General features: G+C 41.8%; 19 protein-coding genes and 1 pseudogene. 18 read left to right on the top strand and 2 right to left on the bottom strand.

The annotated features are described in order from the left end of the window. Positions 1–12: 12 nt before the first annotated feature. The gene (locus FJR73_RS05120) at positions 13–1,284 is read right to left on the bottom strand and encodes a PLP-dependent aminotransferase family protein (RefSeq protein ID WP_140833719.1); all 1,272 of its coding nucleotides are present in this window, start codon (positions 1,282–1,284) and stop codon (positions 13–15) included. A gap of 141 nt (positions 1,285–1,425) precedes the next feature. On the opposite strand from FJR73_RS05120, the gene budA reads away from it, so the two are divergent. The 10 genes and pseudogenes from budA to alaS all read left to right on the top strand — a co-directional run bounded on the left by budA (position 1,426) and on the right by alaS (position 11,681). Further along, a complete protein-coding gene (gene budA / locus FJR73_RS05115) occupies positions 1,426–2,157 on the top strand; it encodes an acetolactate decarboxylase (protein WP_140833718.1) in 732 nt (243 codons plus the stop codon). A gap of 9 nt (positions 2,158–2,166) precedes the next feature. Next, a complete protein-coding gene (locus tag FJR73_RS05110; RefSeq protein WP_140833717.1) occupies positions 2,167–2,919 on the top strand; it encodes a YhfC family intramembrane metalloprotease in 753 nt (250 codons plus the stop codon). Positions 2,920–3,030: 111 nt separating this feature from the next. Then, on the top strand, positions 3,031–3,936 hold the full coding sequence (gene murB, locus FJR73_RS05105) for a UDP-N-acetylmuramate dehydrogenase (RefSeq protein WP_140833715.1): 906 nt from the start codon (positions 3,031–3,033) through the stop codon (positions 3,934–3,936). Positions 3,937–4,095: 159 nt separating this feature from the next. Beyond that, positions 4,096–5,253 (top strand): ABC transporter ATP-binding protein, encoded by a 1,158-nt coding sequence (locus FJR73_RS05100; protein ID WP_000742922.1) that lies wholly within the window; start codon positions 4,096–4,098, stop codon positions 5,251–5,253. Beyond that, complete coding sequence (locus FJR73_RS05095; RefSeq protein ID WP_000753801.1) at positions 5,234–6,040, top strand: ABC transporter permease; 807 nt, start codon at positions 5,234–5,236, stop codon at positions 6,038–6,040. The genes FJR73_RS05100 and FJR73_RS05095 overlap by 20 nt, the downstream gene beginning before the upstream one ends. After that, positions 6,037–6,810, top strand: a complete 774-nt coding sequence (locus FJR73_RS05090) for an ABC transporter permease (protein WP_061759981.1) — start codon at positions 6,037–6,039, stop codon at positions 6,808–6,810. The genes FJR73_RS05095 and FJR73_RS05090 overlap by 4 nt, the downstream gene beginning before the upstream one ends. After that, positions 6,807–7,877 carry an ABC transporter substrate-binding protein gene (locus tag FJR73_RS05085; protein WP_101782163.1) on the top strand — a complete coding sequence of 357 codons (1,071 nt, stop codon included), beginning with the start codon at positions 6,807–6,809 and terminating at the stop codon, positions 7,875–7,877. The genes FJR73_RS05090 and FJR73_RS05085 overlap by 4 nt, the downstream gene beginning before the upstream one ends. A gap of 149 nt (positions 7,878–8,026) precedes the next feature. Continuing rightward, positions 8,027–8,277: pseudogene (locus FJR73_RS10535) on the top strand (hypothetical protein). Positions 8,278–8,555: 278 nt separating this feature from the next. Beyond that, the gene (locus FJR73_RS05075) at positions 8,556–9,041 is read left to right on the top strand and encodes an LURP-one-related/scramblase family protein (protein WP_140833713.1); all 486 of its coding nucleotides are present in this window, start codon (positions 8,556–8,558) and stop codon (positions 9,039–9,041) included. Positions 9,042–9,062: 21 nt separating this feature from the next. Then, complete coding sequence (gene alaS / locus FJR73_RS05070; RefSeq protein WP_140833711.1) at positions 9,063–11,681, top strand: alanine--tRNA ligase; 2,619 nt, start codon at positions 9,063–9,065, stop codon at positions 11,679–11,681. Positions 11,682–11,770: 89 nt separating this feature from the next. Here the strand turns inward: alaS and FJR73_RS05065 are convergent, their stop codons facing one another. Then, positions 11,771–13,225 (bottom strand): alpha-amylase, encoded by a 1,455-nt coding sequence (locus FJR73_RS05065; RefSeq protein WP_140833710.1) that lies wholly within the window; start codon positions 13,223–13,225, stop codon positions 11,771–11,773. Between the two features lie 177 nt (positions 13,226–13,402). On the opposite strand from FJR73_RS05065, the gene FJR73_RS05060 reads away from it, so the two are divergent. The 8 genes from FJR73_RS05060 (at position 13,403) to gyrB (ending at position 24,344) form a co-directional block, all read left to right on the top strand. After that, positions 13,403–14,152 (top strand): ABC transporter ATP-binding protein, encoded by a 750-nt coding sequence (locus FJR73_RS05060; protein ID WP_140833708.1) that lies wholly within the window; start codon positions 13,403–13,405, stop codon positions 14,150–14,152. After that, complete coding sequence (locus FJR73_RS05055; protein ID WP_140833706.1) at positions 14,133–15,770, top strand: hypothetical protein; 1,638 nt, start codon at positions 14,133–14,135, stop codon at positions 15,768–15,770. The genes FJR73_RS05060 and FJR73_RS05055 overlap by 20 nt, the downstream gene beginning before the upstream one ends. Before the next feature lie 560 nt (positions 15,771–16,330). Continuing rightward, complete coding sequence (locus FJR73_RS05050; RefSeq protein WP_140833703.1) at positions 16,331–17,260, top strand: peptidase U32 family protein; 930 nt, start codon at positions 16,331–16,333, stop codon at positions 17,258–17,260. A 198-nt stretch (positions 17,261–17,458) separates the two neighbouring features. Continuing rightward, positions 17,459–19,909: a bifunctional DnaQ family exonuclease/ATP-dependent helicase gene (locus FJR73_RS05045; RefSeq protein WP_140833701.1), complete on the top strand. Its 2,451-nt coding sequence runs from the start codon at positions 17,459–17,461 to the stop codon at positions 19,907–19,909. A 36-nt stretch (positions 19,910–19,945) separates the two neighbouring features. Continuing rightward, complete coding sequence (locus FJR73_RS05040; RefSeq protein ID WP_140833699.1) at positions 19,946–21,169, top strand: FtsW/RodA/SpoVE family cell cycle protein; 1,224 nt, start codon at positions 19,946–19,948, stop codon at positions 21,167–21,169. A 10-nt stretch (positions 21,170–21,179) separates the two neighbouring features. Continuing rightward, on the top strand, positions 21,180–21,734 hold the full coding sequence (locus FJR73_RS05035) for a DJ-1 family glyoxalase III (RefSeq protein WP_140833697.1): 555 nt from the start codon (positions 21,180–21,182) through the stop codon (positions 21,732–21,734). An 85-nt stretch (positions 21,735–21,819) separates the two neighbouring features. Then, positions 21,820–22,383 (top strand): HAD family hydrolase, encoded by a 564-nt coding sequence (locus FJR73_RS05030; protein WP_025170890.1) that lies wholly within the window; start codon positions 21,820–21,822, stop codon positions 22,381–22,383. Between the two features lie 14 nt (positions 22,384–22,397). After that, positions 22,398–24,344 (top strand): DNA topoisomerase (ATP-hydrolyzing) subunit B, encoded by a 1,947-nt coding sequence (gene gyrB / locus FJR73_RS05025; protein WP_140833694.1) that lies wholly within the window; start codon positions 22,398–22,400, stop codon positions 24,342–24,344. Positions 24,345–24,422 lie beyond the last annotated feature (78 nt).

The following is a 24,422-nucleotide window of genomic DNA, read 5'->3' as shown; positions in this document are numbered from 1 at the left end:
CAGAGTTGGAAGTCAATCCAATTCTGCTTTTAAATAGTTTAAAACATTTTCCAGATTGTCTAAGGACACTTTGGCAAATTGATAAGGGCAGACACCCAAGTAGGCCTCTTCAAAGAATTCCAAGCTCAGTTGACTGTGTTTGAGACTGGCAATTTTAGGGTATCGTCTTAGGTCTAGCAATACACCATCGTGAAGAGGAAAGTGAGGAAGGGGGCAAGTCAATTTAGCTAACCTTTCCTCGATTTGCTTCTGGTAAGCTTCCTGATTGGCCAAGCGAGCTAAACGATTTTTCTCAAATAATTGACTATCGATATAGAGTGACAGGGCCTTTTGCATGATGAGGTTACTGTCGTAGTCTAGGATATTTTTGTAGGCTACAAAGGCTTCTTTGATAGCATTTGGAAGGATGAGTGCCGTAATTCGCAGGGCTGGAAAGAGGCTGGTTGAGAAGGACTTGATGTAAATAACCCGCTCCTCTGTATCCAGATAGTGGAAGGTCTGGCCCTTTTTAGAGTCCAAATCCCCCAAATAGTCGTCCTCTACGATATAGACACCATACTTGGCAGCTAAGTCAAGAATAGCCCGTTTGTCCTGCTCAGAATAGGAATGGCCTAGGGGATAGTGAAAGCGAGGAATAGTATAGAAAAACTTAATCTTTCCTGTTTTGAAGTGTCGCTCCAGCTCCTCTAAGTCAATCCCATCAATGCCTCGTTCAATCGTTTGATAGTCTAAGCTCTGAGCAATCAAGAGGCGATTCATCCGATGGTAGGTCGGCTGTTCCACCAAGATTTCCTTTGCTTGGCTAGGAAAGGATATTTGAGAGAGAATAAACAAGGCTTGTTGGGTCCCAGAAGTCAATACCAACTGGTCTGCCTTGCAGTAGAGAGCTTGGTCAAATAGAAGTTTATGAATGGATTGTCTTAAGTCTTCTAATCCTTCTTGGTTGTCATAGTAGTTGAAGAGGTAGTTTTCCCGGCCAATCAAGGTTTCATTGACGCAGAGTCGGAAATCGTCATAGGCACTGGCATGTTCGTCAGTGACTTCGATTTCTAGGTCCTGGTGTTGCCCTTGTTCTAGGACATAGTAGCCACTCTGGGGCTTGGCATAGAGGTATTGTTCGTGCCGTAATTCAAGCAGGGCTCTCTGAATGGTGTCCTTGCTACAGTGGAAGTCAAGGCTCAGTTGACGGATAGAAGGCAGGCGGCTTCCCGTCGGAAATCGTCCAGACTCGATACCATTTTTCAGATAGGAAACGACCTCTTGGTACTTGCTTTGTTTCTTCATTCCAGACCTCCCTTGATTTTGTTACATTGTACCTTTTTTTTTCCTTCTTGGCAATGTTTAGAGTGTTTCTCTCGTTCACATCTAGGGGCAAATGTGGTATACTTAGGAGTAAGATTTATAGAATAACAGACAAGAAAGAGAATGGATAAGAACGTGCAGGAACCAGTGAAATTATTTCAATACAATACCCTTGGAGCCTTGATGGCAGGCCTTTATGGTGGTACCATGACAGTGGGAGAATTGCTAGAGCATGGTGACCTTGGTTTGGGAACCTTGGATTCTATTGATGGAGAATTGATTGTCTTGGATGGCAGGGCCTATCAGGCTAAAGGCTCAGGAGAGCAACCAGAAATTGTGGAAGTATCACCAGATGCCCTTATTCCTTACGCTGCAGTGGTACCGCATCAGGCAGAGGTCATTTTCCGCCAGCGCTTTGAGATGACGGACAAGGAATTGGAAGAACGAATCGAGTCTTATTATGATGGGGAAAATCTTTTCCGCTCTATCAAGATTCGGGGGGAATTTTCACATATGCATGTGCGCATGATTCCCAAGTCGACACCAGATACCAAGTTTGCTGATGTCGCAACCCATCAACCGGAATATAGTCGTGATAATGTGGTGGGAACCATCGTTGGTTTCTGGACGCCAGAGATTTTCCATGGAGTCAGTGTGGCAGGCTACCATCTGCACTTCATCTCAGATGATTTGACTTTCGGTGGACATGTCATGGACTTTGTCATCAAGGAAGGCATTATCGAGGTGGGAGCAGTTGATCAGTTGGATCAACGTTTCCCAGTCCAAGATCGTCAATACTTGTTTGCTAAGTTCAATGTTGACGAGATGAGAAAAGATATTGAAAAGGCAGAATAGGAGAAGAAAATGACCACTCATATTATCATTACCACGGTGCTTTTGCTAGCTTTCTTGCTAGGAAGCATTTGGTATGCCAAAAAGAAATACCAGATCAATCTAGCTGTCTTGGGCTTGGGGGCTGTCGCCTTCTTTGTCTCTTCACAGATTTTAGAAAAACTGGTGCATATCTTGGTTTTGCACCCTCAAAAAAACGGCAGTATTGCCCTCTTGCAAGACCACCCGCTTCTCTACATCCTCTATGGACTAGCCATGGCAGCCCTTTTTGAGGAAACTGCTCGTCTTGTTTTCTTCAAATGGTTGGAGAAAAAGAGAAGCTTGGAAAAGGCAGATGCCTTGGGCTATGGACTGGGGCATGGTGGCCTGGAATTGATTTTCCTCGGTATCACCAGTTTGATCAATCTCTACATCGTGCTTTCAGCGGTTCAAACGCAGGATCCACAGGTTATGCAATTGCTGTCTGAAAATATGTTGAAAACCATCCAGTCGCTGTCTGTCTGGCAGATTTATTTGCTTGGTTTTGAACGGATTTTGGCTCTAGGTTTCCAATTACTTTTGACAGTTTGGGTTTACCAAGCTGTTCGCCAGAAAAAATGGATTTATCTCCTAGCGGCCTATGGTCTACATGCCTTCTTTGACCTAGTACCATCTCTAGCTCAAGTAGGATGGATTACAAGTCCAGTCTTGGTTGAAGTTGTCCTAGCACTTGAACTTGTGCTGGTTGCCTATGGAACAAAGGCTATCTTTTGCAAAAAATCATAAAAAGAGGGGAAACCTCTTTTTTTGTTTAAAAGAAGCCCAAGATTTTTTTAGGGTCGTCAAATGGTCTTAAAAATGGTATAATGGAATGAATTTTGTAAAAGGGAGAGTGTCATGTCAGTAGAAGAAAACATGCTTGAAATCTTAGAAGGGATTGATATCCGTTTCAAGGAACCCTTGCATAGCTATAGTTATACAAAAGTAGGTGGAGAGGCCGATTATCTGGTCTTTCCACGAAATCGTTTTGAGTTGGCTCGCCTTGTTAAATTTGCTAATCAAGAAAATATCCCTTGGATGGTTCTTGGAAATGCCAGCAACATTATCGTTCGTGACGGCGGGATTCGTGGATTTGTCATCTTGTGTGACAAGTTCAATAATGTTTCAGTTGATGGCTATACCATCGAAGCTGAAGCTGGTGCTAACTTAATTGAGACAACTCGCATTGCCCTTCGTCATAGTTTGACTGGTTTTGAGTTTGCTTGCGGCATTCCAGGGAGTATCGGCGGTGCTGTCTTTATGAATGCAGGTGCCTATGGTGGTGAGATTGCCCACATCTTGCAGTCTTGTAAGGTCTTGACCAAGGATGGAGAAATCGAAACCTTGTCTGCCAAAGACTTAGCTTTTGGTTATCGCCACTCAGCCATTCAAGAGTCTGGTTCTGTTGTCTTATCAGCTAAATTTGCCCTAGCTCCAGGAAGCCATCAGATTATCAAGCAAGAAATGGACCGCTTGACGCATCTCCGTGAACTCAAGCAACCTTTGGAATACCCATCTTGTGGCTCGGTCTTTAAGCGTCCAGTCGGGCATTTTGCAGGTCAGTTAATTTCAGAAGCTGGCTTGAAAGGCTATCGTATTGGTGGCGTAGAAGTGTCAGAAAAGCACGCAGGATTTATGATCAATGTCGCAGATGGAACGGCTAAAGACTACGAAGACTTGATTGAGTCTGTTATCGAAAAAGTCAAGGAACACTCAGGTATCACGCTTGAAAGAGAAGTCCGTATTTTAGGTGAAAGCAAGTAGGAAGCTGTATTTGAAAAGCTGCTGCTATGTCATGGAAAGGGGGTGAAAGCCTATCGTTAGTGCAGAAGTATGTAGGCAGTTCAATCTCCTACACGAGGTAGTAGCGGCCTGACAGAGCCCTAATCTGTTAATCTATGAAAAAGAAGGAATAAATGACAATTGAAAAAACCAATTATTGAATTCAAAAACGTCTCTAAAGTTTTTGAAGACAGCAACACCAAGGTTCTCAAAGACATCAACTTTGAGTTGGAAGAAGGGAAATTCTACACCCTTCTAGGCGCATCTGGTTCAGGGAAATCAACCATCCTAAACATCATTGCAGGTTTACTGGATGCGACGACAGGAGATATCATGCTAGACGGTGTCCGAATTAATGATATCCCAACCAACAAGCGAGACGTCCATACCGTCTTTCAATCCTATGCCTTGTTCCCACATATGAATGTGTTTGAAAATGTTGCCTTTCCGCTCCGCTTGCGTAAGATTGACAAGAAAGAAATCGAGCAACGTGTTACTGAAGTTCTCAAGATGGTTCAGTTGGAAGGTTATGAAAAACGTTCCATCCGCAAACTTTCTGGAGGACAACGTCAGCGTGTGGCAATTGCCCGTGCCATCATCAACCAACCCCGTGTGGTTTTGTTGGACGAGCCTCTGTCAGCGCTGGACTTGAAATTAAGAACAGATATGCAGTACGAACTGCGTGAACTGCAACAACGATTGGGCATTACCTTTGTCTTTGTCACTCACGATCAGGAAGAAGCCCTTGCCATGAGTGACTGGATTTTCGTTATGAATGATGGTGAGATTGTTCAGTCTGGAACTCCTGTGGACATCTACGACGAGCCAATCAACCACTTTGTTGCCACTTTTATCGGTGAGTCAAATATCTTGCCAGGTACCATGATTGAGGACTACTTGGTTGAGTTTAACGGCAAACGCTTTGAAGCGGTCGATGGTGGGATGAAGCCAAATGAATCAGTCGAAGTCGTCATTCGTCCAGAGGACTTGCGCATTACCCTTCCTGAAGAAGGTAAGCTACAAGTTAAGGTCGATACCCAGCTTTTCCGTGGGGTTCACTACGAAATTATCGCCTATGACGAGCTTGGAAATGAATGGATGATCCACTCGACTCGTAAGGCCATCGTGGGTGAGGAAATCGGTCTGGACTTTGAACCAGAAGACATCCATATCATGCGTCTCAACGAAACCGAGGAGGAGTTCGATGCTCGTATCGAAGAATACGTGGAAATCGAAGAGCAAGAAGCAGGTTTGATCAATGCAATCGAGGAGGAAAGAGATGAAGAAAACAAGCTCTAAACTCTTTGTAGTGCCCTACATGCTTTGGATTGCACTCTTTGTCCTGGCACCCTTGGTCTTGATTTTCGGTCAATCCTTTTTCAACATCGAAGGCCAGTTTAGTTTAGAAAACTATAAATCTTACTTTGCGTCACAAAACTTGACCTATCTCAAAATGAGCTTCAACTCTGTACTCTATGCAGGAATTGTGACCTTTGTGACCTTGCTTATCAGCTATCCTACAGCCCTCTTTTTGACCCGTCTCAAGCACCGTCAACTCTGGCTCATGCTGATTATCCTGCCAACTTGGATCAATTTGCTCCTTAAAGCATATGCCTTTATCGGAATTTTTGGTCAAAATGGCTCTATTAACCAATTTTTGGAATTTATCGGAATCGGTTCACAGCAGCTGCTCTTTACGGATTTCTCCTTTATCTTTGTTGCAAGCTACATCGAGCTTCCCTTTATGATTTTGCCGATTTTCAATGTCTTGGACGATATGGACAACAATCTTATCAATGCCAGCTATGACCTAGGTGCGACCAAGTGGGAGACCTTCCGTCATGTCATCTTCCCTCTGTCGATGAATGGTGTGAGAAGTGGGGTCCAATCGGTCTTTATCCCTAGTTTGAGCCTCTTCATGCTGACCCGTTTGATTGGTGGGAACCGTGTTATTACGCTGGGAACGGCTATTGAACAGAATTTCCTAACCAATGACAACTACGGTATGGGTTCTACCATCGGTGTGATTCTCATCCTGACCATGTTCATTACCATGTGGGTGACCAAGGAAAGGAGAGAACGATGAAAAAATTTGCCAACCTTTATCTGGGACTGGTCTTTCTTGTCCTCTACCTGCCGATTTTTTACTTGATTGGCTACGCCTTTAATGCAGGCAACGACATGAATAGCTTTACAGGCTTTAGCTTGAACCATTTTAAAACCATGTTTGGTGATGGTCGTCTTATGTTGATCCTCACCCAAACCTTTTTCTTGGCCTTTCTGTCAGCTTTGATTGCGACCATTATCGGAACTTTTGGTGCTATTTACATCTACCAGTCTCGTAAGAAATACCAAGAAGCCTTTCTTTCACTCAATAATATCCTCATGGTTGCGCCTGATGTTATGATTGGTGCCAGCTTCTTGATTCTTTTTACCCAACTCAAATTTTCACTTGGCTTTTTGACCGTGTTATCTAGTCATGTGGCCTTCTCCATTCCTATCGTGGTCTTGATGGTCTTGCCACGTCTTAAGGAAATGAACGGCGATATGATTCATGCGGCCTATGACCTTGGTGCCAGTCAATTTCAGATGTTCAAGGAAATCATGCTTCCTTACCTGACTCCGTCTATCATTGCAGGTTATTTCATGGCCTTCACCTATTCGCTGGATGACTTTGCCGTAACCTTCTTCGTAACGGGAAATGGCTTTTCAACGCTGTCAGTCGAGATTTACTCTCGTGCTCGTAAGGGGATTTCGCTAGAAATCAATGCCCTGTCTGCCCTCGTCTTTCTCTTTAGTATTATCCTAGTTGTTGGTTATTACTTTATCTCACGTGAGAAGGAGGAGCAAGCATGAAAAAACTCTATTCATTTTTAGCAGGAATTGCAGCCATTATCCTGGTCTTGTGGGGAATTGCGACGCATCTAGATAGTAAAATCAATAGCCGAGATAGTCAAAAATTGGTTATCTACAACTGGGGAGACTATATCGATCCAGAACTCTTGACTCAGTTCACAGAAGAAACAGGCATCCAAGTCCAGTATGAGACCTTTGATTCCAACGAAGCCATGTATACCAAGATTAAGCAGGGTGGAACGACCTATGATATTGCTATCCCAAGTGAATACATGATTAACAAGATGAAGGACGAAGACCTCTTGGTTCCGCTTGATTATTCAAAACTTGAAGGTCTTGAAAATATCGGACCAGAGTTCCTCAACCAGTCCTTTGACCCAGGCAATAAATTCTCCATTCCTTACTTCTGGGGAACCCTGGGAATCATCTACAATGAAACTATGGTAGATGAAGCGCCTGAGCATTGGGATGACCTCTGGAAGCCAGAGTATAAGAACTCCATCATGCTCTTTGATGGGGCGCGTGAGGTGCTGGGACTGGGGCTCAACTCCCTTGGCTACAGCCTCAACTCCAAGAATACCCAGCAGTTGGAAGAGACAGTAGACAAACTCTACAAACTGACTCCAAATATCAAGGCCATCGTTGCCGACGAGATGAAGGGTTACATGATTCAGAATAACGCTGCTATAGGAGTGACCTTCTCTGGCGAAGCCAGCCAAATGCTGGAGAAAAATGAAAATCTACGCTATGTGGTTCCGACCGAGGCCAGCAATCTTTGGTTTGACAATATGGTTATTCCCAAAACAGTCAAAAACCAAGATGCTGCCTATGCCTTTATCAACTTTATGTTGAAACCCGAAAATGCTCTCAAAAATGCGGAGTATGTCGGCTATTCAACACCAAACCTACCAGCTAAGGAATTGCTCCCAGAGGAGAAAAAAGAAGATAAATCCTTCTATCCAGATGCTGAAACCATGAAACACCTAGAAGTTTATGAAAAATTTGACCATAAATGGACAGGCAAATATAGCGACCTCTTCCTACAGTTTAAAATGTATAGGAAGTAGGAGTTAGCAGTCACGAAACGAATCAGTCAAACTGGTTCGTTTTTTATGTAGAAGGCAATTTTTGTAACTGTATGTTTTTCTATGATAGTTGCTTATTTGCTTGCCTAGTAGTATACTAAGCTTAACCTTACAGAAAGCGGTAACAAATAATGAAAATGTCTACTTTTTTCAAAAAAGTTTCTGGTCAACCTTTTTGACTGTTAAGCAAACTGTTATACTATTCTATCTAAAGAATGGTTTGGATCGGTAATACCTAATAACTGAGTCTATATATTTGGTGATAGGAAACTTTATATTTGAAAATATTTACGTAGCTATCTTTAGCAATTCGAAACTTTGGGATAAAAATTGGGCTAAAAAGAGTGATAGCAGTAAGAAAAAATATATTCTGAAAAAGTAATCTGAGATGTAGGAAATTGGTTTGATTCGACGGAGATGATTTCCAGTTGACGCAAGCTTAAAAAAACGATATAATAATAAAGTTGAGAATTGATTTTCACTTGTCTTAGTCCAGAGAAATGGCGGTGCTGCGAGCCATCTAAGCTAGAAACTCATGCTACTCAATTTAACAATTGCATAATAAGAATAAGAGAATGACAAGTTCATTGAATGAAGGTGGTACCGCGGTTTTTCGCCCTTCGTGATATGAGCTTGTCTTTTGATTTTTTGGAGGTGTTGATGAAAACATTTCTTGTCAAACAAAAGTTTCGTCTTGGAGGCGAACGCTTCGCTATCAAGGATGACAGGGGAGAAATCGCCTATCAGGTAGAGGGATCATTTTTTAAGATTCCCAAAACTTTTACCATCTATGATGATAATGGTGAACATGTCAGTCAGATCAGTAAAGAAATCTTGACCTTGCTTCCTCGTTTTGAGATTCAGCTTAGGGATGGCTCGAGTTTTGTCATTCGTAAGAAGTTGACCTTCTGGCGAGATAAGTATGAGTTTGATAATCTAGGGCTTCGTATCGAGGGCAATATCTGGGATTTGAATTTCAAATTGCTGGATGATCGCGATCAGCTGATTGCGGAAATCAAGAAAGAACTCTTCCATCTGACCTCTACCTATACCGTAACCGTCCTTGAGGATGATTATGCAGACCTAGTCATTTCCCTCTGTGTCGCGATTGACTATGTGGAAATGCTGGAAAGCCAATCACATTAAACAAGTAAATAAGGAGACAATATGAAACAACTATCTAGTGCACAAGTACGCCAAATGTGGCTTGATTTCTGGGCGACCAAAGGTCACTCAGTAGAACCATCAGTGAGCTTGGTCCCTGTAAATGACCCAACACTTTTGTGGATCAACTCTGGGGTAGCAACCCTTAAGAAATACTTTGACGGGACCATTATCCCTGAAAATCCACGTATCACCAATGCCCAAAAGGCCATCCGTACCAACGATATCGAGAACGTAGGGAAGACTGCACGTCACCATACTATGTTTGAAATGTTGGGGAACTTCTCTATCGGGGATTACTTCCGTGACGAAGCGATTACTTGGGCTTATGAGCTTTTGACAAGTCCTGAATGGTTTGATTTCCCAGCTGAAAAACTTTACATGACCTACTATCCAGAAGATAAAGATTCATACAACCGCTGGATTGAAGTGGGAGTAGATCCAAGTCACTTGATTCCAATCGAGGACAACTTCTGGGAAATCGGTGCGGGACCGTCTGGACCAGACACAGAGATTTTCTTTGACCGTGGGGAAGCCTTTGACCCGGAAAATATCGGTATTCGTCTGCTTGCAGAAGATATCGAAAACGACCGTTATATCGAAATCTGGAATATCGTTTTGTCACAATTTAACGCAGACCCTGCTGTTCCTCGTAGTGAATACAAGGAATTGCCACATAAGAACATTGATACGGGCGCAGGTTTGGAGCGTTTGGTTGCAGTTATCCAAGGGGCTAAGACTAACTTTGAAACAGACCTATTCATGCCGATTATTCGTGAAGTAGAGAAATTGTCTGGTAAGGTCTATGACCAGGATGGCGACAACATGAGCTTTAAGGTTATCGCTGACCACATCCGCTCATTATCATTTGCCATCGGTGATGGTGCTCTTCCAGGAAATGAAGGTCGTGGTTATGTCCTTCGTCGTCTTCTCCGTCGTGCTTCTATGCATGGTCAAAAATTGGGAATCAACGAGCCTTTCCTTTACAAACTCGTCCCAACCGTTGGAAAAATCATGCAAAGCTACTACCCAGAAGTGCTTGAAAAACGTGACTTTATTGAGAAAATCGTTAAGAGCGAGGAAGAGTCATTTGCCCGTACTCTTCACTCAGGTCAACACTTTGCCCAAGGCATCGTAGCTGACTTGAAAGAAAAAGGTCAATCTGTCATCGCTGGTTCAGATGTCTTTAAACTCTATGATACATACGGATTCCCAGTAGAGTTGACAGAAGAAATCGCTGAAGAAGCGGGTATGACTGTAGACCGTGAAGGTTTTGAAGCAGCCATGAAAGAACAGCAAGAACGTGCGCGTGCGTCAGCTGTTAAAGGTGGCTCAATGGGTATGCAAAATGAAACCCTTCAAAACATCACTGTAGAAAGTGTCTTCAACTACAATGCTAGCCAATTGTCTTCTAAATTGCTGGCTATCGTAGCTGACAATGCAGAAGTAGAAGCTGTATCAGAGGGAACTGCCTCTCTTATCTTTGCGGAAACGCCATTCTACGCTGAAATGGGTGGACAGGTAGCTGACAACGGACAAATCTTGGATGAGTCAGGTAAGGTCGTGGCTACTGTGACCAATGTTCAAAAAGCTCCAAATGGACAGGCTCTTCATACAGTTGAAGTCCATGCACCACTTGCTTTAAACCAAGAATATACCTTGGCAATTGATACAAATCGTCGTCACCGTGTTATGAAAAACCACACTGCGACTCATTTGCTTCACGCTGCCCTTCATAATATCCTTGGAAATCATGCGACACAAGCAGGATCTCTTAACGAAGTTGAATTCCTTCGCTTTGACTTTACCCATTTCCAAGCTGTGACTGCTGAAGAATTGCGTGCCATTGAACAGCAAGTCAACGAAAAAATCTGGGAAGCTCTTGAAGTGAAGACAGTTGAAACGGATATTGACACTGCTAAAGAAATGGGAGCTATGGCCCTCTTTGGTGAGAAATACGGAAAAGAAGTCCGTGTTGTTACTATCGGTGACTACTCTATCGAGCTTTGTGGTGGTACCCACGTTGGCAACACTTCTGAAATTGGCCTCTTCAAGATTGTCAAAGAAGAAGGAATCGGTTCAGGAACTCGCCGTATCTTGGCAGTGACTGGTAAGGAAGCCTTTGAAGCCTACCGTGAACAAGAGGACGCTCTTAAAGCTGTCGCAGCAACTCTTAAAGCACCTCAAGTTAAGGAAGTTCCTCACAAGGTAGAAGGACTTCAAGAACAACTTCGTCAACTTCAAAAAGAAAATGCTGAGTTGAAAGAAAAAGCCGCAGCTGCAGCCGCAGGCGATATTTTCAAAGACGTTAAGGAAGTCAACGGTCACCGTTACATTGCTAGTCAAGTGTCTGTATCAGATGCCGGTGCCCTTCGTACCTTTGCGGACAACTGGAAACAAAAAGACTACTCTGATCTTCTTGTCCTAGTTGCCGCTATCGGTGACAAGGTAAATGTCCTTGTAGCAAGCAAGACAAAAGACCTTCATGCAGGAAACCTTGTCAAAGAATTAGCACCAATCGTTGATGGACGTGGTGGTGGTAAACCAGACATGGCCATGGCAGGAGGAAGCAACCAAGCTAAGATACAAGAATTGTTGGATGCAGTAGCAGGTAAATTGTAAGAAAATAAAGATCTATCCATTTGGGTAGGTCTTTTTGTGAATGCAAAAAAGCCAAATCCGATTGGACCTGGCTTGAATATTATGAACTATTAAATAGTATTGGCTGCCCAGACACTTACCGAAGCAGCAGAGACTGGGAATTGTCCATAACCTTCCTCATCGATTGTAACTTGACCTTGGTGGTTTCCAAGTAAATCTACAAAGGTTTGGTTAGCCCATTCTTGGCCGACAAACATTGACTTGCTGTTTTCTTGGTCATTTGATATAAGGACTGCGATTGGGGATTGATTTTCAGCACCTGAACGTACCCAACCGATACAGTTAGCATTATCAAAGTAGTCATTTTGTTCCCCATAGGCCAAGTCTTTTCGGATGGCTAGGAGGCGGTCAAGGATTTCTTTGAAATCTTGTTGAGCATACTGCCCTGAAATACCATAGTAGTCTCCGTAAAAGACACATGGAAGACCGTTTTGGCGTAACAGAATGAGGGCATAGGCTGCTGGTTTGAACCATTCTTCAACAGTAGACTCAAGAGCTTGACCTCGTTGTGTATCGTGGTTGTCGACAAAAGTCACAGCCTTGTCGGGCTTGAGTTCAACCAAGCTATCTGTAAAAATACCACGAAGGTCATAGTTGGAACCTGCTCGGCTAGCATCAAAGAGATTCTGGTGGAGACGAACATCGACAAGGTCAAAGCGTTCTTCCGTTTTTTCAAGATAGTCTAGATTGGCTTCCTTTTCTGGATTCCAAAATTCACCAAAAACATAGAAATCCTCACCGTATTTTTCCTTCATATCACGGATAAAATTGCGCATGAAGAAAGAGTCAATGTGTTTAACGGCATCCAAGCGGAAACCAGCTACACCAGTCGTTTCCATGAACCAGTCAGCCCAGTCATAGATATTTTGGATGACTTCAGGATGTTTAAAGTCTAGGTCGGCATACATGAGATAGTCGTAGTTTCCGTTTTCGTTATCGACCAATTCCTCATTTGCCCAACCCTTGTTGTCTCCTTGAATCAGATAAATCCCAGATTTACGGCGTTTGGCATCATAGTCAGTACCTGTGAAGTGGTACCAGTGCCAGTGGAAGTCATTGTAGGTATCTTGGCGACCATCGAAGGTAAAGCTAGTCCAGCCGTTGATGATGAAGGGTTGTCCGAGTTCGACTGTACGGTCAACAGGATCCACCTCAATAACCTGAAAGGCTTCCATGTGATCGGCTGCAGCCTTGTGATTGAGTACCACATCGGCCATAGGCTGGATTCCCTGTGTTTTTAGAGCTTGAATGGCTTGAAGATAGTCTTCTTTAAAACCATACTTGGTACGGACAGTTCCTTTTTGGTTAAACTCTCCTAAGTCGAATAAGTCATAGACCCCATAGCCGACATCTTTTTCATTGGTTGCCTTAAAAGCTGGTGGCATCCAGACGTGGCTAATCCCCAGATGAGCTAGGTGTGGAGCATCTTCAGCTAGACGCGTCCAGTGCTGACCGTCGTGGGGCAGATACCATTCAAAGTATTGCATGAGTGTTTGATTTTGCATGATGTTTCCTCTTACTTGTCAATCTTGTTCTTTATTCTATCATAAAGTATCGGTTAGCTCAAACGTTTGCGTAAAACTGAATAATAAGTTTTTGACTATTTTATATAAAATGTTGATTTTTAAAATGAAAGCGCTATAATTATAGTAAATTACATAGATAAAGAGAGGAGATTTCTCATGATTGAATTTCAAAATGTTAGTAAGTTGTATGGTGATAAAGAGGCCTTGAGCAATCTCAATTTGCAGATTGAAAATGGAGAGATTATGGGCTTGATTGGCCATAATGGTGCTGGAAAATCGACCACTATAAAATCCTTAGTCAGTATCATTTCACCCAGCAGTGGTCGTATTTTGGTAGATGGTCAGGATTTATCGGAAAATCGCTTGGCTATCAAACGAAAGATTGGCTACGTAGCAGACTCGCCTGACTTATTTTTACGCTTAACGGCCAATGAATTTTGGGAATTGCTTGCCTCATCCTATGATCTGACTAACTCTGACTTGGAGTCTAGTCTAGCTAGGCTATTGAGTGTTTTTGACTTTGCTGAAAACCGCTATCAGGTTATTGAAACCCTTTCTCACGGAATGCGTCAGAAAGTCTTTGTCATTGGGGCACTCTTGTCTGATCCTGATATTTGGGTTTTGGACGAACCCTTGACTGGTTTGGATCCCCAGGCTGCCTTTGATTTGAAACAGATGATGAAGGAACATGCACAAAAGGGCAAGACGGTCTTGTTTTCAACCCATGTCCTAGAGGTGGCCGAGCAAGTCTGTGATCGGATTGCCATTTTGAAAAAGGGGCATTTGATTTATTGTGGTAAGGTGGAGGACTTGAGAAAAGACCACCCAGACCAGTCTTTGGAAAGTATCTACCTTAGTCTTGCAGGTAGAAAAGAGGAGGTTTCAGATGCGTCTCAAGGTCATTAAAAAATTAGTTGATATCAATATCCTCTATTCATCTCAAGAAGCTAATCTGGCTAACCTACGAAAGAAGCAAGCTAAAAATCCTGGAAAAAAAGTAAATGTTTCCGCTAGAGTCCTAAGTTCTTACATTTTTTCCAGTCTCTTGATGCTCATCATGTTTATAAATATAGCCTTTCGTTTTCCTTTTGAGGAAAGGCCAAGTTTTTTTAGTACCATGGTTGCTATTTTACTGGTGCTTGCCTTTTCAACTTCTTTCACTGCATTTTACAATGTCTTTTATGAGAGTAAGGATTTGGTATCGTATAGACCCTATGCCTTTAAAGAATCAGAGATTATAATTGCTAAAGGACTGTCTGTTCTCTTGCCAGCTCTAGCTGGAATTGTACCAATCCTAGCTTATTTTCTAGTCCTCTATATTAGGCTAGCTCCTTCTCTTTGGCTGGGCTTGCCTTTGATGCTGCTGTCCTTGGCCTTGTTATTTGTCTCTGTTACTTTAGTGATGGTAGTGGCAGTACATTTCTTGGCTCAGACTACGGTCTTCAGAAAGTATCAGTCTATTTTTTCGAATGTGATGATTGGAATAGGAGTTCTCATACCTTTAATATTTGTCCTCTTTCTACAGTCGACTTTTGGAAGTATTGTTGACAAAGTTAGAGACATTCCATTTCTCCTTTATCCTCTTCATATCTTTTACAAAATAGCAGTGGAGCCTTTTTCGACAGAAGCCATACTGGGTCTGCTCGCTTGGATAGCTTTAACTGTTTTCTTGCTTTACCTGACCAAAAAGAAGGTTTTTCCTCATTTTTATGACGTTATCCTGCTTAATAGTGAGGAGAAGGTTAAAAAAGAACGTCGCAATAAGGAGAGAATTTCAACTACTAATAAAAAGGGCTTTTTCCGTATGGTTTTACGCTACCACCTCACCCTCTTGGGACAGGGAACTGGCGTGATTACAGTGCTTTTTACAAGTGCTTTCCTTCCTTATCTCATGATGATCGGTCTGATTTCCAACATCCGAGATTCTCAGATAGTTCCGGACATTCATCCTCCATTCTGGTTACCCTTGTTTTTTATAGGTCTCTTTATAGCAGTTGTCAATAACAATATCACCAGCCTGCATTCAATTGCCTTGTCCTTGGAGAGGGAAAATGTTGATTTTCTTAAGAGTTTACCCTTTGACTTTGCTCGTTATGTGAAAGTGAAATTTTGGATTATCTTTGCTGTCCAGTCCTTTTTACCAGTTCTGACTTTACTTGGCCTTTCTCTCTATCTAGGCTTGCCCATCCTTTCGATGATTTACCTTCTGGTAGTCTGGAACCTTGCCAGTGTCATCCTTTCTTGCCACAATTACTTTAAGGACGTAAAAAATCTGTCAACCAATTGGAGTAGTATTACGGACTTGGTGAACCGTTCAAATCGTATAGTAGCAATTGTTTTGATTTTGGTTTATAGTGCAATCTTAATGGCCCTTGTAATAGGGAGCTTATTCTTGGTTCAGTCTCTCTCCACTATCCTTGCCATCAGCTTGGGAGTAGGAGTTCTTATCCTCTTGCTTGCTCTTGCTATTTTTGGCTATCATTACTACTTGTCACGCATATTGACAGAAATAGAAAAAAGATGAGCTAGTTGGTCGCTTGCTTGATAAATTTTATAAAAAGAAATGAATCTGAGCAAAAAACCACTTCTAACTATCAAAAAACGAGTATTTCCGTAGATGGAGATACTCGTTTTTCTATGCCATTTTTCTTATCATAAAAACAAAACGACTAGTAATGTATAACAATGTATAAATCCTACAGCATCAATTGCTTAAATTTTGGACTAGATTTTATCTATGATGTTTTGAAGATTAATGGAGTTTGAGATGTTTGCTATTTATGGATAGTGTACAAAGTAAATTGTTACTGGCGAGCTCTCTCATGCTTCTGGGTTTGCCTTTCATCTAGTTATTCTTATAAAAAGCCGTTTTATACTCAATGAAAATCAAAGAGCAAACTAGGAAGCTAGCCTCAGGTTGCCCAAAGCACCGCTTTGAGGTTGCAGATAAAGCTGACGTGGTTTGAAGAGTATTAAACTAATTTCCACTTTGGTGAGTCAAGTGGAAGTTACGGAAATAATTCCTATTTGTAAAACTCTGATAAGTCTTGGCTGATTTTTGAGAAATATGGTATAATTTTTCTTATGGAAAAGATTATCATTACAGCAACTGCTGAAAGTATTGAACAAGTTAAACAACTGCTCGAAGTTGGCGTAGACCGTATCTATGTTGGTGAGAAAGATTTTGGCCTTCGTCTGCCAACAACGTTTAGTCATGACCAATTGCGTGAAATCGCTAAGCTGGTTCATGATGCTGGTAAGGAATTGATCGTTGCGGTTAACGCCCTCATGCACCAAGATATGATGGACCGTATCAAGCCTTTCTTAGATTTCTTGGAAGAAATCAAGACAGACTACATTACGATTGGGGATGCAGGTGTCTTTTATGTGGTCAATCGCGATGGTTATTCCTTTAAAACCATCTACGATGCTTCAACCATGGTAACAAGCAGTCGTCAGATTAACTTCTGGGGACAAAAGGCTGGCGCATCTGAGGCTGTTTTGGCGCGTGAAATTCCATCAGCTGAACTTTTCAAAATGCCAGAGATTTTGGAAATTCCTGCCGAAGTTTTGGTGTACGGTGCTAGTGTTATCCATCATTCTAAACGTCCGCTCTTGCAAAACTACTATAACTTTACGCATATCGATGATGAAAAGACTCGCAAGCGTGACCTCTTCTTGGCTGAACCAAGTGATCCTGAGAGCCATTACTCTATTTTTGAAGACAATCATGGGACCCACATCTTTGCTAACAATGACCTTGATTTGATGACCAAATTGACAGAATTGGTAGAGCATGGTTTCACTCACTGGAAACTAGAAGGGCTCTACACTCCTGGTCAGAACTTTGTTGAGATTGCAAAACTCTTTATCCAAGCGCGTAGCTTGATCCAAGAGGGTAACTTTAGCCATGACCAAGCCTTCTTGCTAGATGAAGAAGTGCGCAAGTTACACCCTAAAAACCGTTTCCTTGATACAGGATTTTATGACTACGATCCTGACATGGTTAAATAAAGCAAATGGATAGTTGAGAGAAGAAAGATACAAATGTTTCTTCTCTCAATTTTTCTTATTCTCCAATATTTTCAAAAAATCAGTAGGCTAGGATGATCTATCTGCTGGGATTTTTAAGAAAAGTGACCTTTTTGAGTTTGAAAATTATCCCATGTTTGCAGGTGCCAAATGGCCCTTTTTTTGGTATAATTTTTTATAATGAAAACGATTGGTAATCGCTATGTTGTGGTGGATTTAGAGGCAACTAGCACAGGTAGTAAGGCTAAAATTATCCAAGTGGGAATTGTCGTGATTGAGGATGGGAAAATCGTCGACCACTATACGACGGATGTCAATCCACATGAACCCTTAGATGCTCATATCAAAGAACTGACAGGATTGACAGACCAACGTCTGGCGCAAGCACCTGATTTTTCGCAAGTTGCCAGAAACATTTTTGACTTGGTGGAGGATGGGATTTTTGTAGCCCACAATGTTCAGTTTGATGCCAATCTTTTGGCGGAAAATTTATTTTTCGAAGGATATGAGCTAAGAAATCCTCGTGTTGATACGGTCGAATTGGCCCAGGTCTTTTTCCCAGAACTGGAAAAATATAGTTTGCCGATTTTGTGTCAGGAATTAGGAATTCCTCTAAAACACGCCCACACAGCCCTTTCAGATGCCCAAGCTACTGCGGAATTACTTTTATTTCTACGGGAAAAGATTGCCCAGCTTCCTAAAGGTCTATTGGAACGCTTGCTGGAAATGGCTGACGCTCTCTTATATGAGTCCTACCTGGTTATTGAAGAGATGTATCGCAGCCAATCTATCCTGAGTTCACAAGAATTGGTCCAAGTTCAAGGATTGTATTTCAAGAAAACTACAGCTCCCCTGGAGCCAAGAAAACTATCTCAAGATTTTTCTAAAAATATTTCTCTATTGAACCTTGAAGTGAGGGATGAGCAAGAAAGTTTTGCTAAAGAGGTTGGCTTGCTATTGAAAGATGAGCCTGTCTCATTAATTCAAGCACCGACAGGAATTGGGAAAACCTATGGCTATCTCTTACCCGCTTTATCTCAAGTGAAAGAGCGACAAATTGTTCTTAGTGTTCCGACAAAGATTCTTCAGAATCAAATCATGGAAGAAGAAGGTAAACGTCTCAAGGAAGTATTCCATACAGATATTCATTCTTTAAAGGGACCACACAATTATCTGAAGCTGGATGCCTTTTATCGTTCCTTGCAGGAAAATGATGAAAATCGCTTATTTAGACGCTTTAAAATGCAAGTCTTGGTCTGGCTGACAGAGACAGAAACGGGGGATTTGGATGAAATCGGGCAACTCTACCGTTACCAACATTTTCTAACAGACCTTCGTCATGATGGGAATTTATCGTCCAAGAGCTTATTTGTGACGGAAGATTTTTGGAAACGTAGTCAAGAAAGGGCACAAACCTGCAAGCTTTTAGTGACCAATCATGCCTATCTTGTAACTAGACTTGAAGATAATCCTGAATTTGTCAGTGACCGTTTATTGATTATTGATGAAGTCCAAAAAGTTTTGTTGGCTCTAGAAAATCTGCTTCAAGAGACCTACGATATCCAGTCTATTGTTGATTTGCTTGATAAGGCTTTAGTAGGAGAAGAAAACAGGGTTCAACAACGAATACTAGAAAGTATTCGCTTTGAGTGCATCTACTTGATGGAACAATTTCAGTCTGGCAAATCTAGGAAAAATATCTTGGATTCTCTGGCCAATCTCCGCCAGTATTTTTCAGAATTAGAGGCAGAAGGCTTTGGGGAACTGGTCCGCTATTTTACAGCTGACCGAGATTACTGGCTTGAAGCAACTGAAACGAGTCAAAAGAAAATTCAGATTTCTTCTACAAAATCAGGCCGTATTCTTCTATCTTCCTTAGTGCCTGATTCATGTCAAGTCTTGGGAGTGTCGGCCACTCTTGAGATTAGTCAAAGAGTTTCTTTGGCAGACCTGTTAGGTTATCCCGAAGCCAAATTTGTTAAGATTGAAGCTGGTAAAAAACAGGATCAAGAAGTGGTCTTGGTCAAAGATTTCCCCTTGGTAACAGAAACCTCCTTAGAAGTCTATGCCAAGGAGGTAACTGATTTGCTGATGGAAATTCAAGCTTTCCAGCAACCGATTTTAGTTCTCTTTACTGCTAAAGATATGCTTCTAGCAGTATCGGATTTACTTCAAGTTAGCCATCTGGCCCAGTATAAAAATGGCGATGTTCATCAACTGAAGAAACGCTTTGAAAAGGGAGAACAACAAATCTTGCTTGGTGCAGCAAGTTTTTGGGAAGGAGTCGATTTTTCAAGTCATCCTTTTGTGATTCAGGTTGTACCGAGACTTCCTTTCCAAAATCCCCAAGATCCCTTGACGAAAAAGATCAATCAGGAACTGAATCAAGAAGGGAAAAATGCCTTTTATGATTATCAATTGCCAATGGCCATTATTCGTTTAAAACAGGCTTTGGGAAGAAGTATGAGACGCGAACACCAACGTTCTTTAACCCTCATTCTGGATAGAAGAATCGTCGGAAAACGATATGGCAAGCAGATAGTAGCATCTCTAGCAAAAGAAGCGACTGTTAAAACCGTCTCTCGATCCGAAGTTGATGAGGCTGTTGATAGATTTTTAAATGAACTTTGATAAATAGTATTGTATGAAAGTATAAGGTTAGTGTATATGAAACGTTCTCTCGACTCTAGAGTCGATTATAGTTTGCTATTGCCAGTATTTTTTCTACTGGTTATTGGCGTGGTGGCTATCTATATAGCTGTTAGTCATGATTATCCAAATAATATTTTGCCCATTTTAGGGCAGCAGGTCGCCTGGATTGCCTTGGGGCTTGTGATTGGTTTTGTGGTCATGCTCTTTAATACAGAATTTCTTTGGAAAGTGACCCCTTTTCTATATATGTTAGGCTTGGGACTTATGGTCTTGCCGATCGTCTTTTATAATCCAAGCTTAGTTGCATCAACGGGTGCCAAAAACTGGGTATCAATAAATGGAATTACCCTATTCCAACCGTCAGAATTTATGAAGATATCCTATATCCTCATGTTGGCCCGTGTCATTGTCCAATTTACAAAGAAACATAAGGAATGGCAACGTACAGTTCCTCTGGACTTTTTATTAATTTTTTGGATGATTGTCTTTACCATTCCAGTCCTAGTTCTTTTGGCACTTCAAAGTGACTTGGGGACGGCTTTGGTTTTTGTAGCCATTTTCTCAGGAATCGTCTTACTATCAGGAGTTTCTTGGAAAATTATTATTCCAGTATTTGTGACTGCTGGAACAGGAGTTGCTGGTTTCTTAGCCATTTTTATCAGTAAGGGCGGTCGTGCTTTTCTCCATCAACTGGGAATGCCGACCTACCAAATTAATCGAATTTTGGCTTGGCTCAATCCATTTGACTTTGCCCAAACAACGACTTATCAGCAGGCTCAAGGACAGATTGCCATTGGGAGTGGTGGCTTATTTGGTCAAGGTTTTAATGCTTCGAATCTGCTTATTCCAGTTCGTGAGTCGGATATGATTTTCACGGTGATCGCAGAAGATTTTGGCTTTATTGGCTCTGTCCTTGTTATCGCCCTTTACCTCATGCTCATTTACCGTATGTTGAAGATTACTCTCAAATCAAATAACCAGTTCTACACCTATATTTCCACAGGTTTGATTATGATGTTACTTTTCCACATCTTTGAGAATATCGGCGCTGTGACGGGCTTGCTTCCTTTGACTGGGATTCCTCTGCCTTTTATTTCGCAAGGGGGATCGGCTATTATCAGTAACTTGATCGGTGTTGGCTTGCTTTTATCGATGAGTTATCAAACCAATCTAGCTGAAGAAAAGAGTGGAAAAGTCCCTTTCAAACGGAAAAAGGTTGTTTTAAAACGAATCAAATAAGGAGAAAATCATGGTTAAAGTAGCAGTTATGTTAGCTCAGGGCTTTGAAGAAATTGAAGCTTTGACAGTTGTGGATGTTTTGCGTCGGGCAAATATCACTTGTGATATGGTTGGTTTTGAAGAACAAGTGACGGGTTCACATGCAATCCAAGTAAGAGCAGATCGTGTCTTTGATGGTGATTTATCAGACTATGACATGATTGTCCTTCCTGGAGGGATGCCTGGTTCTGCACATTTGCGTGACAATCAGGCCTTGATTCAAGAGTTGCAAAGCTTCGAGCAAGAAGGGAAGAAACTAGCAGCCATTTGTGCGGCACCAATTGCCCTTAATCAAGCAGGGCTATTGAAAAACAAGGAATACACTTGTTATGACGGTGTTCAAGAGCAAATCCTTGATGGTCACTACGTCAAGGAAACAGTAGTGGTAGATGGTCACTTGACAACCAGTCGAGGTCCCTCTACAGCCCTTGCCTTTGCCTATGAGTTGGTGGAGCAATTAGGAGGAGACGCAGAGACTTTACGAACAGGAATGCTCTATCGAGATGTCTTTGGTAAAAATCAGTAAAACGGGAGTCAAACTCTCGTTTTTTTATGCTGAAAACTCAGAGAAATCATCGCTTTTTTAAGGAAAAAATGGTATAATGAAAGCTATGAAATATCACGATTATATCTGGGATTTAGGTGGCACTTTACTGGATAATTATGAAGCTTCAACAGCTGCATTTGTTGAAACTTTAGCGCTGTATGGTATCAGAAAAGACCATGACAGTGTCTATCAAGCTTTAAAGGTTTCTACTGATTTTGCGATTAAGACATTCGCTCCCGACTTAGAGCATTTTTTAGAAAAATACAAGGAAAATGAAGCCAGAGAGCTTGAACACCCGATTTTGTTTGATGGAGTTTCTGACTTATTAGCAGACATTTCAAATCAAGGTGGGCGTCATTTTTTGGTTTCTCATCGAAATGATCAGGTCTTGGAAATTTTAGAAAAAACCTCTATAGCAACCTATTTTACAGAAGTAGTCACTTCTAGCTCAGGTTTTAAGAGAAAGCCAAATCCTGAGTCCATGATTTATTTAAGAGAAAAGTATCAGATTAGCTCTGGTCTTGTTATTGGTGATCGGCCGATTGATATTAAAGCAGGGCAAGCCGCTGGACTGGATACCCACTTGTTTACCAGTATCGTGAATTTAAGACAAGTATTAGACATGTAAGAAAAAGGAATAAGATGACAGAAGAAATCAAAAATCTGCAGGCACAGAATTATGATGCCAGTCAAATTCAAGTTTTAGAGGGCTTAGAGGCTGTTCGTATGCGTCCAGGGATGTATATCGGGTCAACCTCAAAAGAAGGTCTTCACCATCTAGTCTGGGAAATTGTTGATAACTCAATTGACGAGGCCTTGGCAGGATTTGCCAGCCATATTCAAGTCTTTATTGAGCCAGATGATTCGATTACTGTTGTCGATGATGGGCGTGGTATCCCAGTCGATATTCAGGAAAAAACAGGTCGACCTGCCGTTGAGACTGTCTTTACTGTCCTTCACGCTGGAGGGAAGTTTGGCGGTGGTGGCTACAAGGTCTCAGGTGGTCTTCACGGAGTGGGGTCTTCAGTAGTTAATGCTCTTTCCACTCAGTTAGATGTTCATGTCCACAAAAACAGTAAGATTTATTACCAAGAATACCGTCGTGGTCATGTTGTCGCAGACCTTGAGGTGGTTGGAGATACAGATAGAACTGGAACAACGGTTCACTTCATACCGGACCCAGAAATCTTTACGGAAACAACAACCTTTGATTTCGATAAATTAAATAAACGGATTCAAGAGTTGGCCTTTCTAAATCGAGGTCTTCAAATCTCCATTACAGATAAGCGTGAAGGTTTGGAACAAACCAAGCATTACCATTATGAGGGTGGAATTGCTAGTTACGTTGAGTACATCAACGAGAACAAGGATGTTATCTTTGAGACACCAATCTATACAGACGGTGAGATGGATGATATCACAGTTGAGGTAGCCATGCAGTACACAACAGGTTACCATGAAAATGTCATGAGTTTCGCCAACAATATTCATACCCATGAAGGTGGAACGCATGAGCAAGGTTTCCGTACGGCATTGACTCGTGTTATCAATGATTATGCTCGTAAGAATAAGTTACTGAAAGACAATGAAGACAACTTAACAGGTGAAGATGTCCGCGAAGGATTAACTGCAGTTATCTCGGTTAAACACCCAAATCCACAATTTGAAGGACAAACCAAGACCAAACTGGGAAACAGCGAAGTAGTCAAGATTACCAATCGCCTCTTCAGTGATGCCTTCTCTGATTTCCTCATGGAAAATCCACAGATCGCCAAGCGTATCGTGGAAAAAGGGATTTTAGCTGCTAAGGCTCGTGTGGCTGCCAAGCGTGCGCGTGAAGTTACTCGTAAAAAATCTGGTTTGGAAATTTCCAACCTTCCAGGGAAACTAGCAGACTGTTCTTCTAACAATCCTGCTGAAACAGAACTCTTCATCGTCGAAGGAGACTCAGCTGGTGGATCAGCCAAATCTGGTCGTAACCGTGAATTTCAGGCAATCCTTCCGATTCGCGGTAAGATTTTGAACGTTGAAAAGGCAAGTATGGATAAAATTCTAGCCAACGAAGAAATTCGTAGTCTTTTCACAGCGATGGGAACAGGATTCGGTGCAGAATTTGATGTTTCAAAAGCCCGTTACCAAAAACTCGTTTTGATGACCGATGCCGATGTCGATGGTGCTCATATTCGTACCCTTCTTTTAACCTTGATTTATCGTTATATGAAACCAATTCTAGAAGCTGGTTATGTTTATATCGCCCAACCACCAATCTATGGTGTCAAGGTTGGAAGCGAGATTAAAGAATATATCCAGCCAGGAGCAGATCAAGAAATCAAACTCCAAGAAGCCTTGGCCTGTTATAGTGAAGGTCGTACCAAACCGACTATTCAGCGTTATAAGGGTCTAGGTGAAATGGACGACCATCAGTTATGGGAAACAACCATGGATCCCGAACATCGCTTAATGGCTAGAGTTTCTGTGGATGATGCTGCAGAAGCAGATAAAATCTTTGATATGTTGATGGGGGATCGAGTAGAGCCTCGTCGTGAGTTTATTGAAGAAAATGCTGTCTATAGTACACTTGATGTCTAAAAATAGGGAGAAGTAGTTCCCTTGGTATAAAAAATATGATATAATCGTTACGATTGTTTCAAGTAAAAAAGGAGTTTA

The organism is Streptococcus sp. D2, from assembly GCF_006385825.1.
GTDB classification, from domain to species: Bacteria; Bacillota; Bacilli; order Lactobacillales; family Streptococcaceae; genus Streptococcus; species Streptococcus shenyangsis.
Note: the sequence above shows the minus strand (reverse complement) of the source record. Positions and strands in the feature narration are given on the sequence as shown.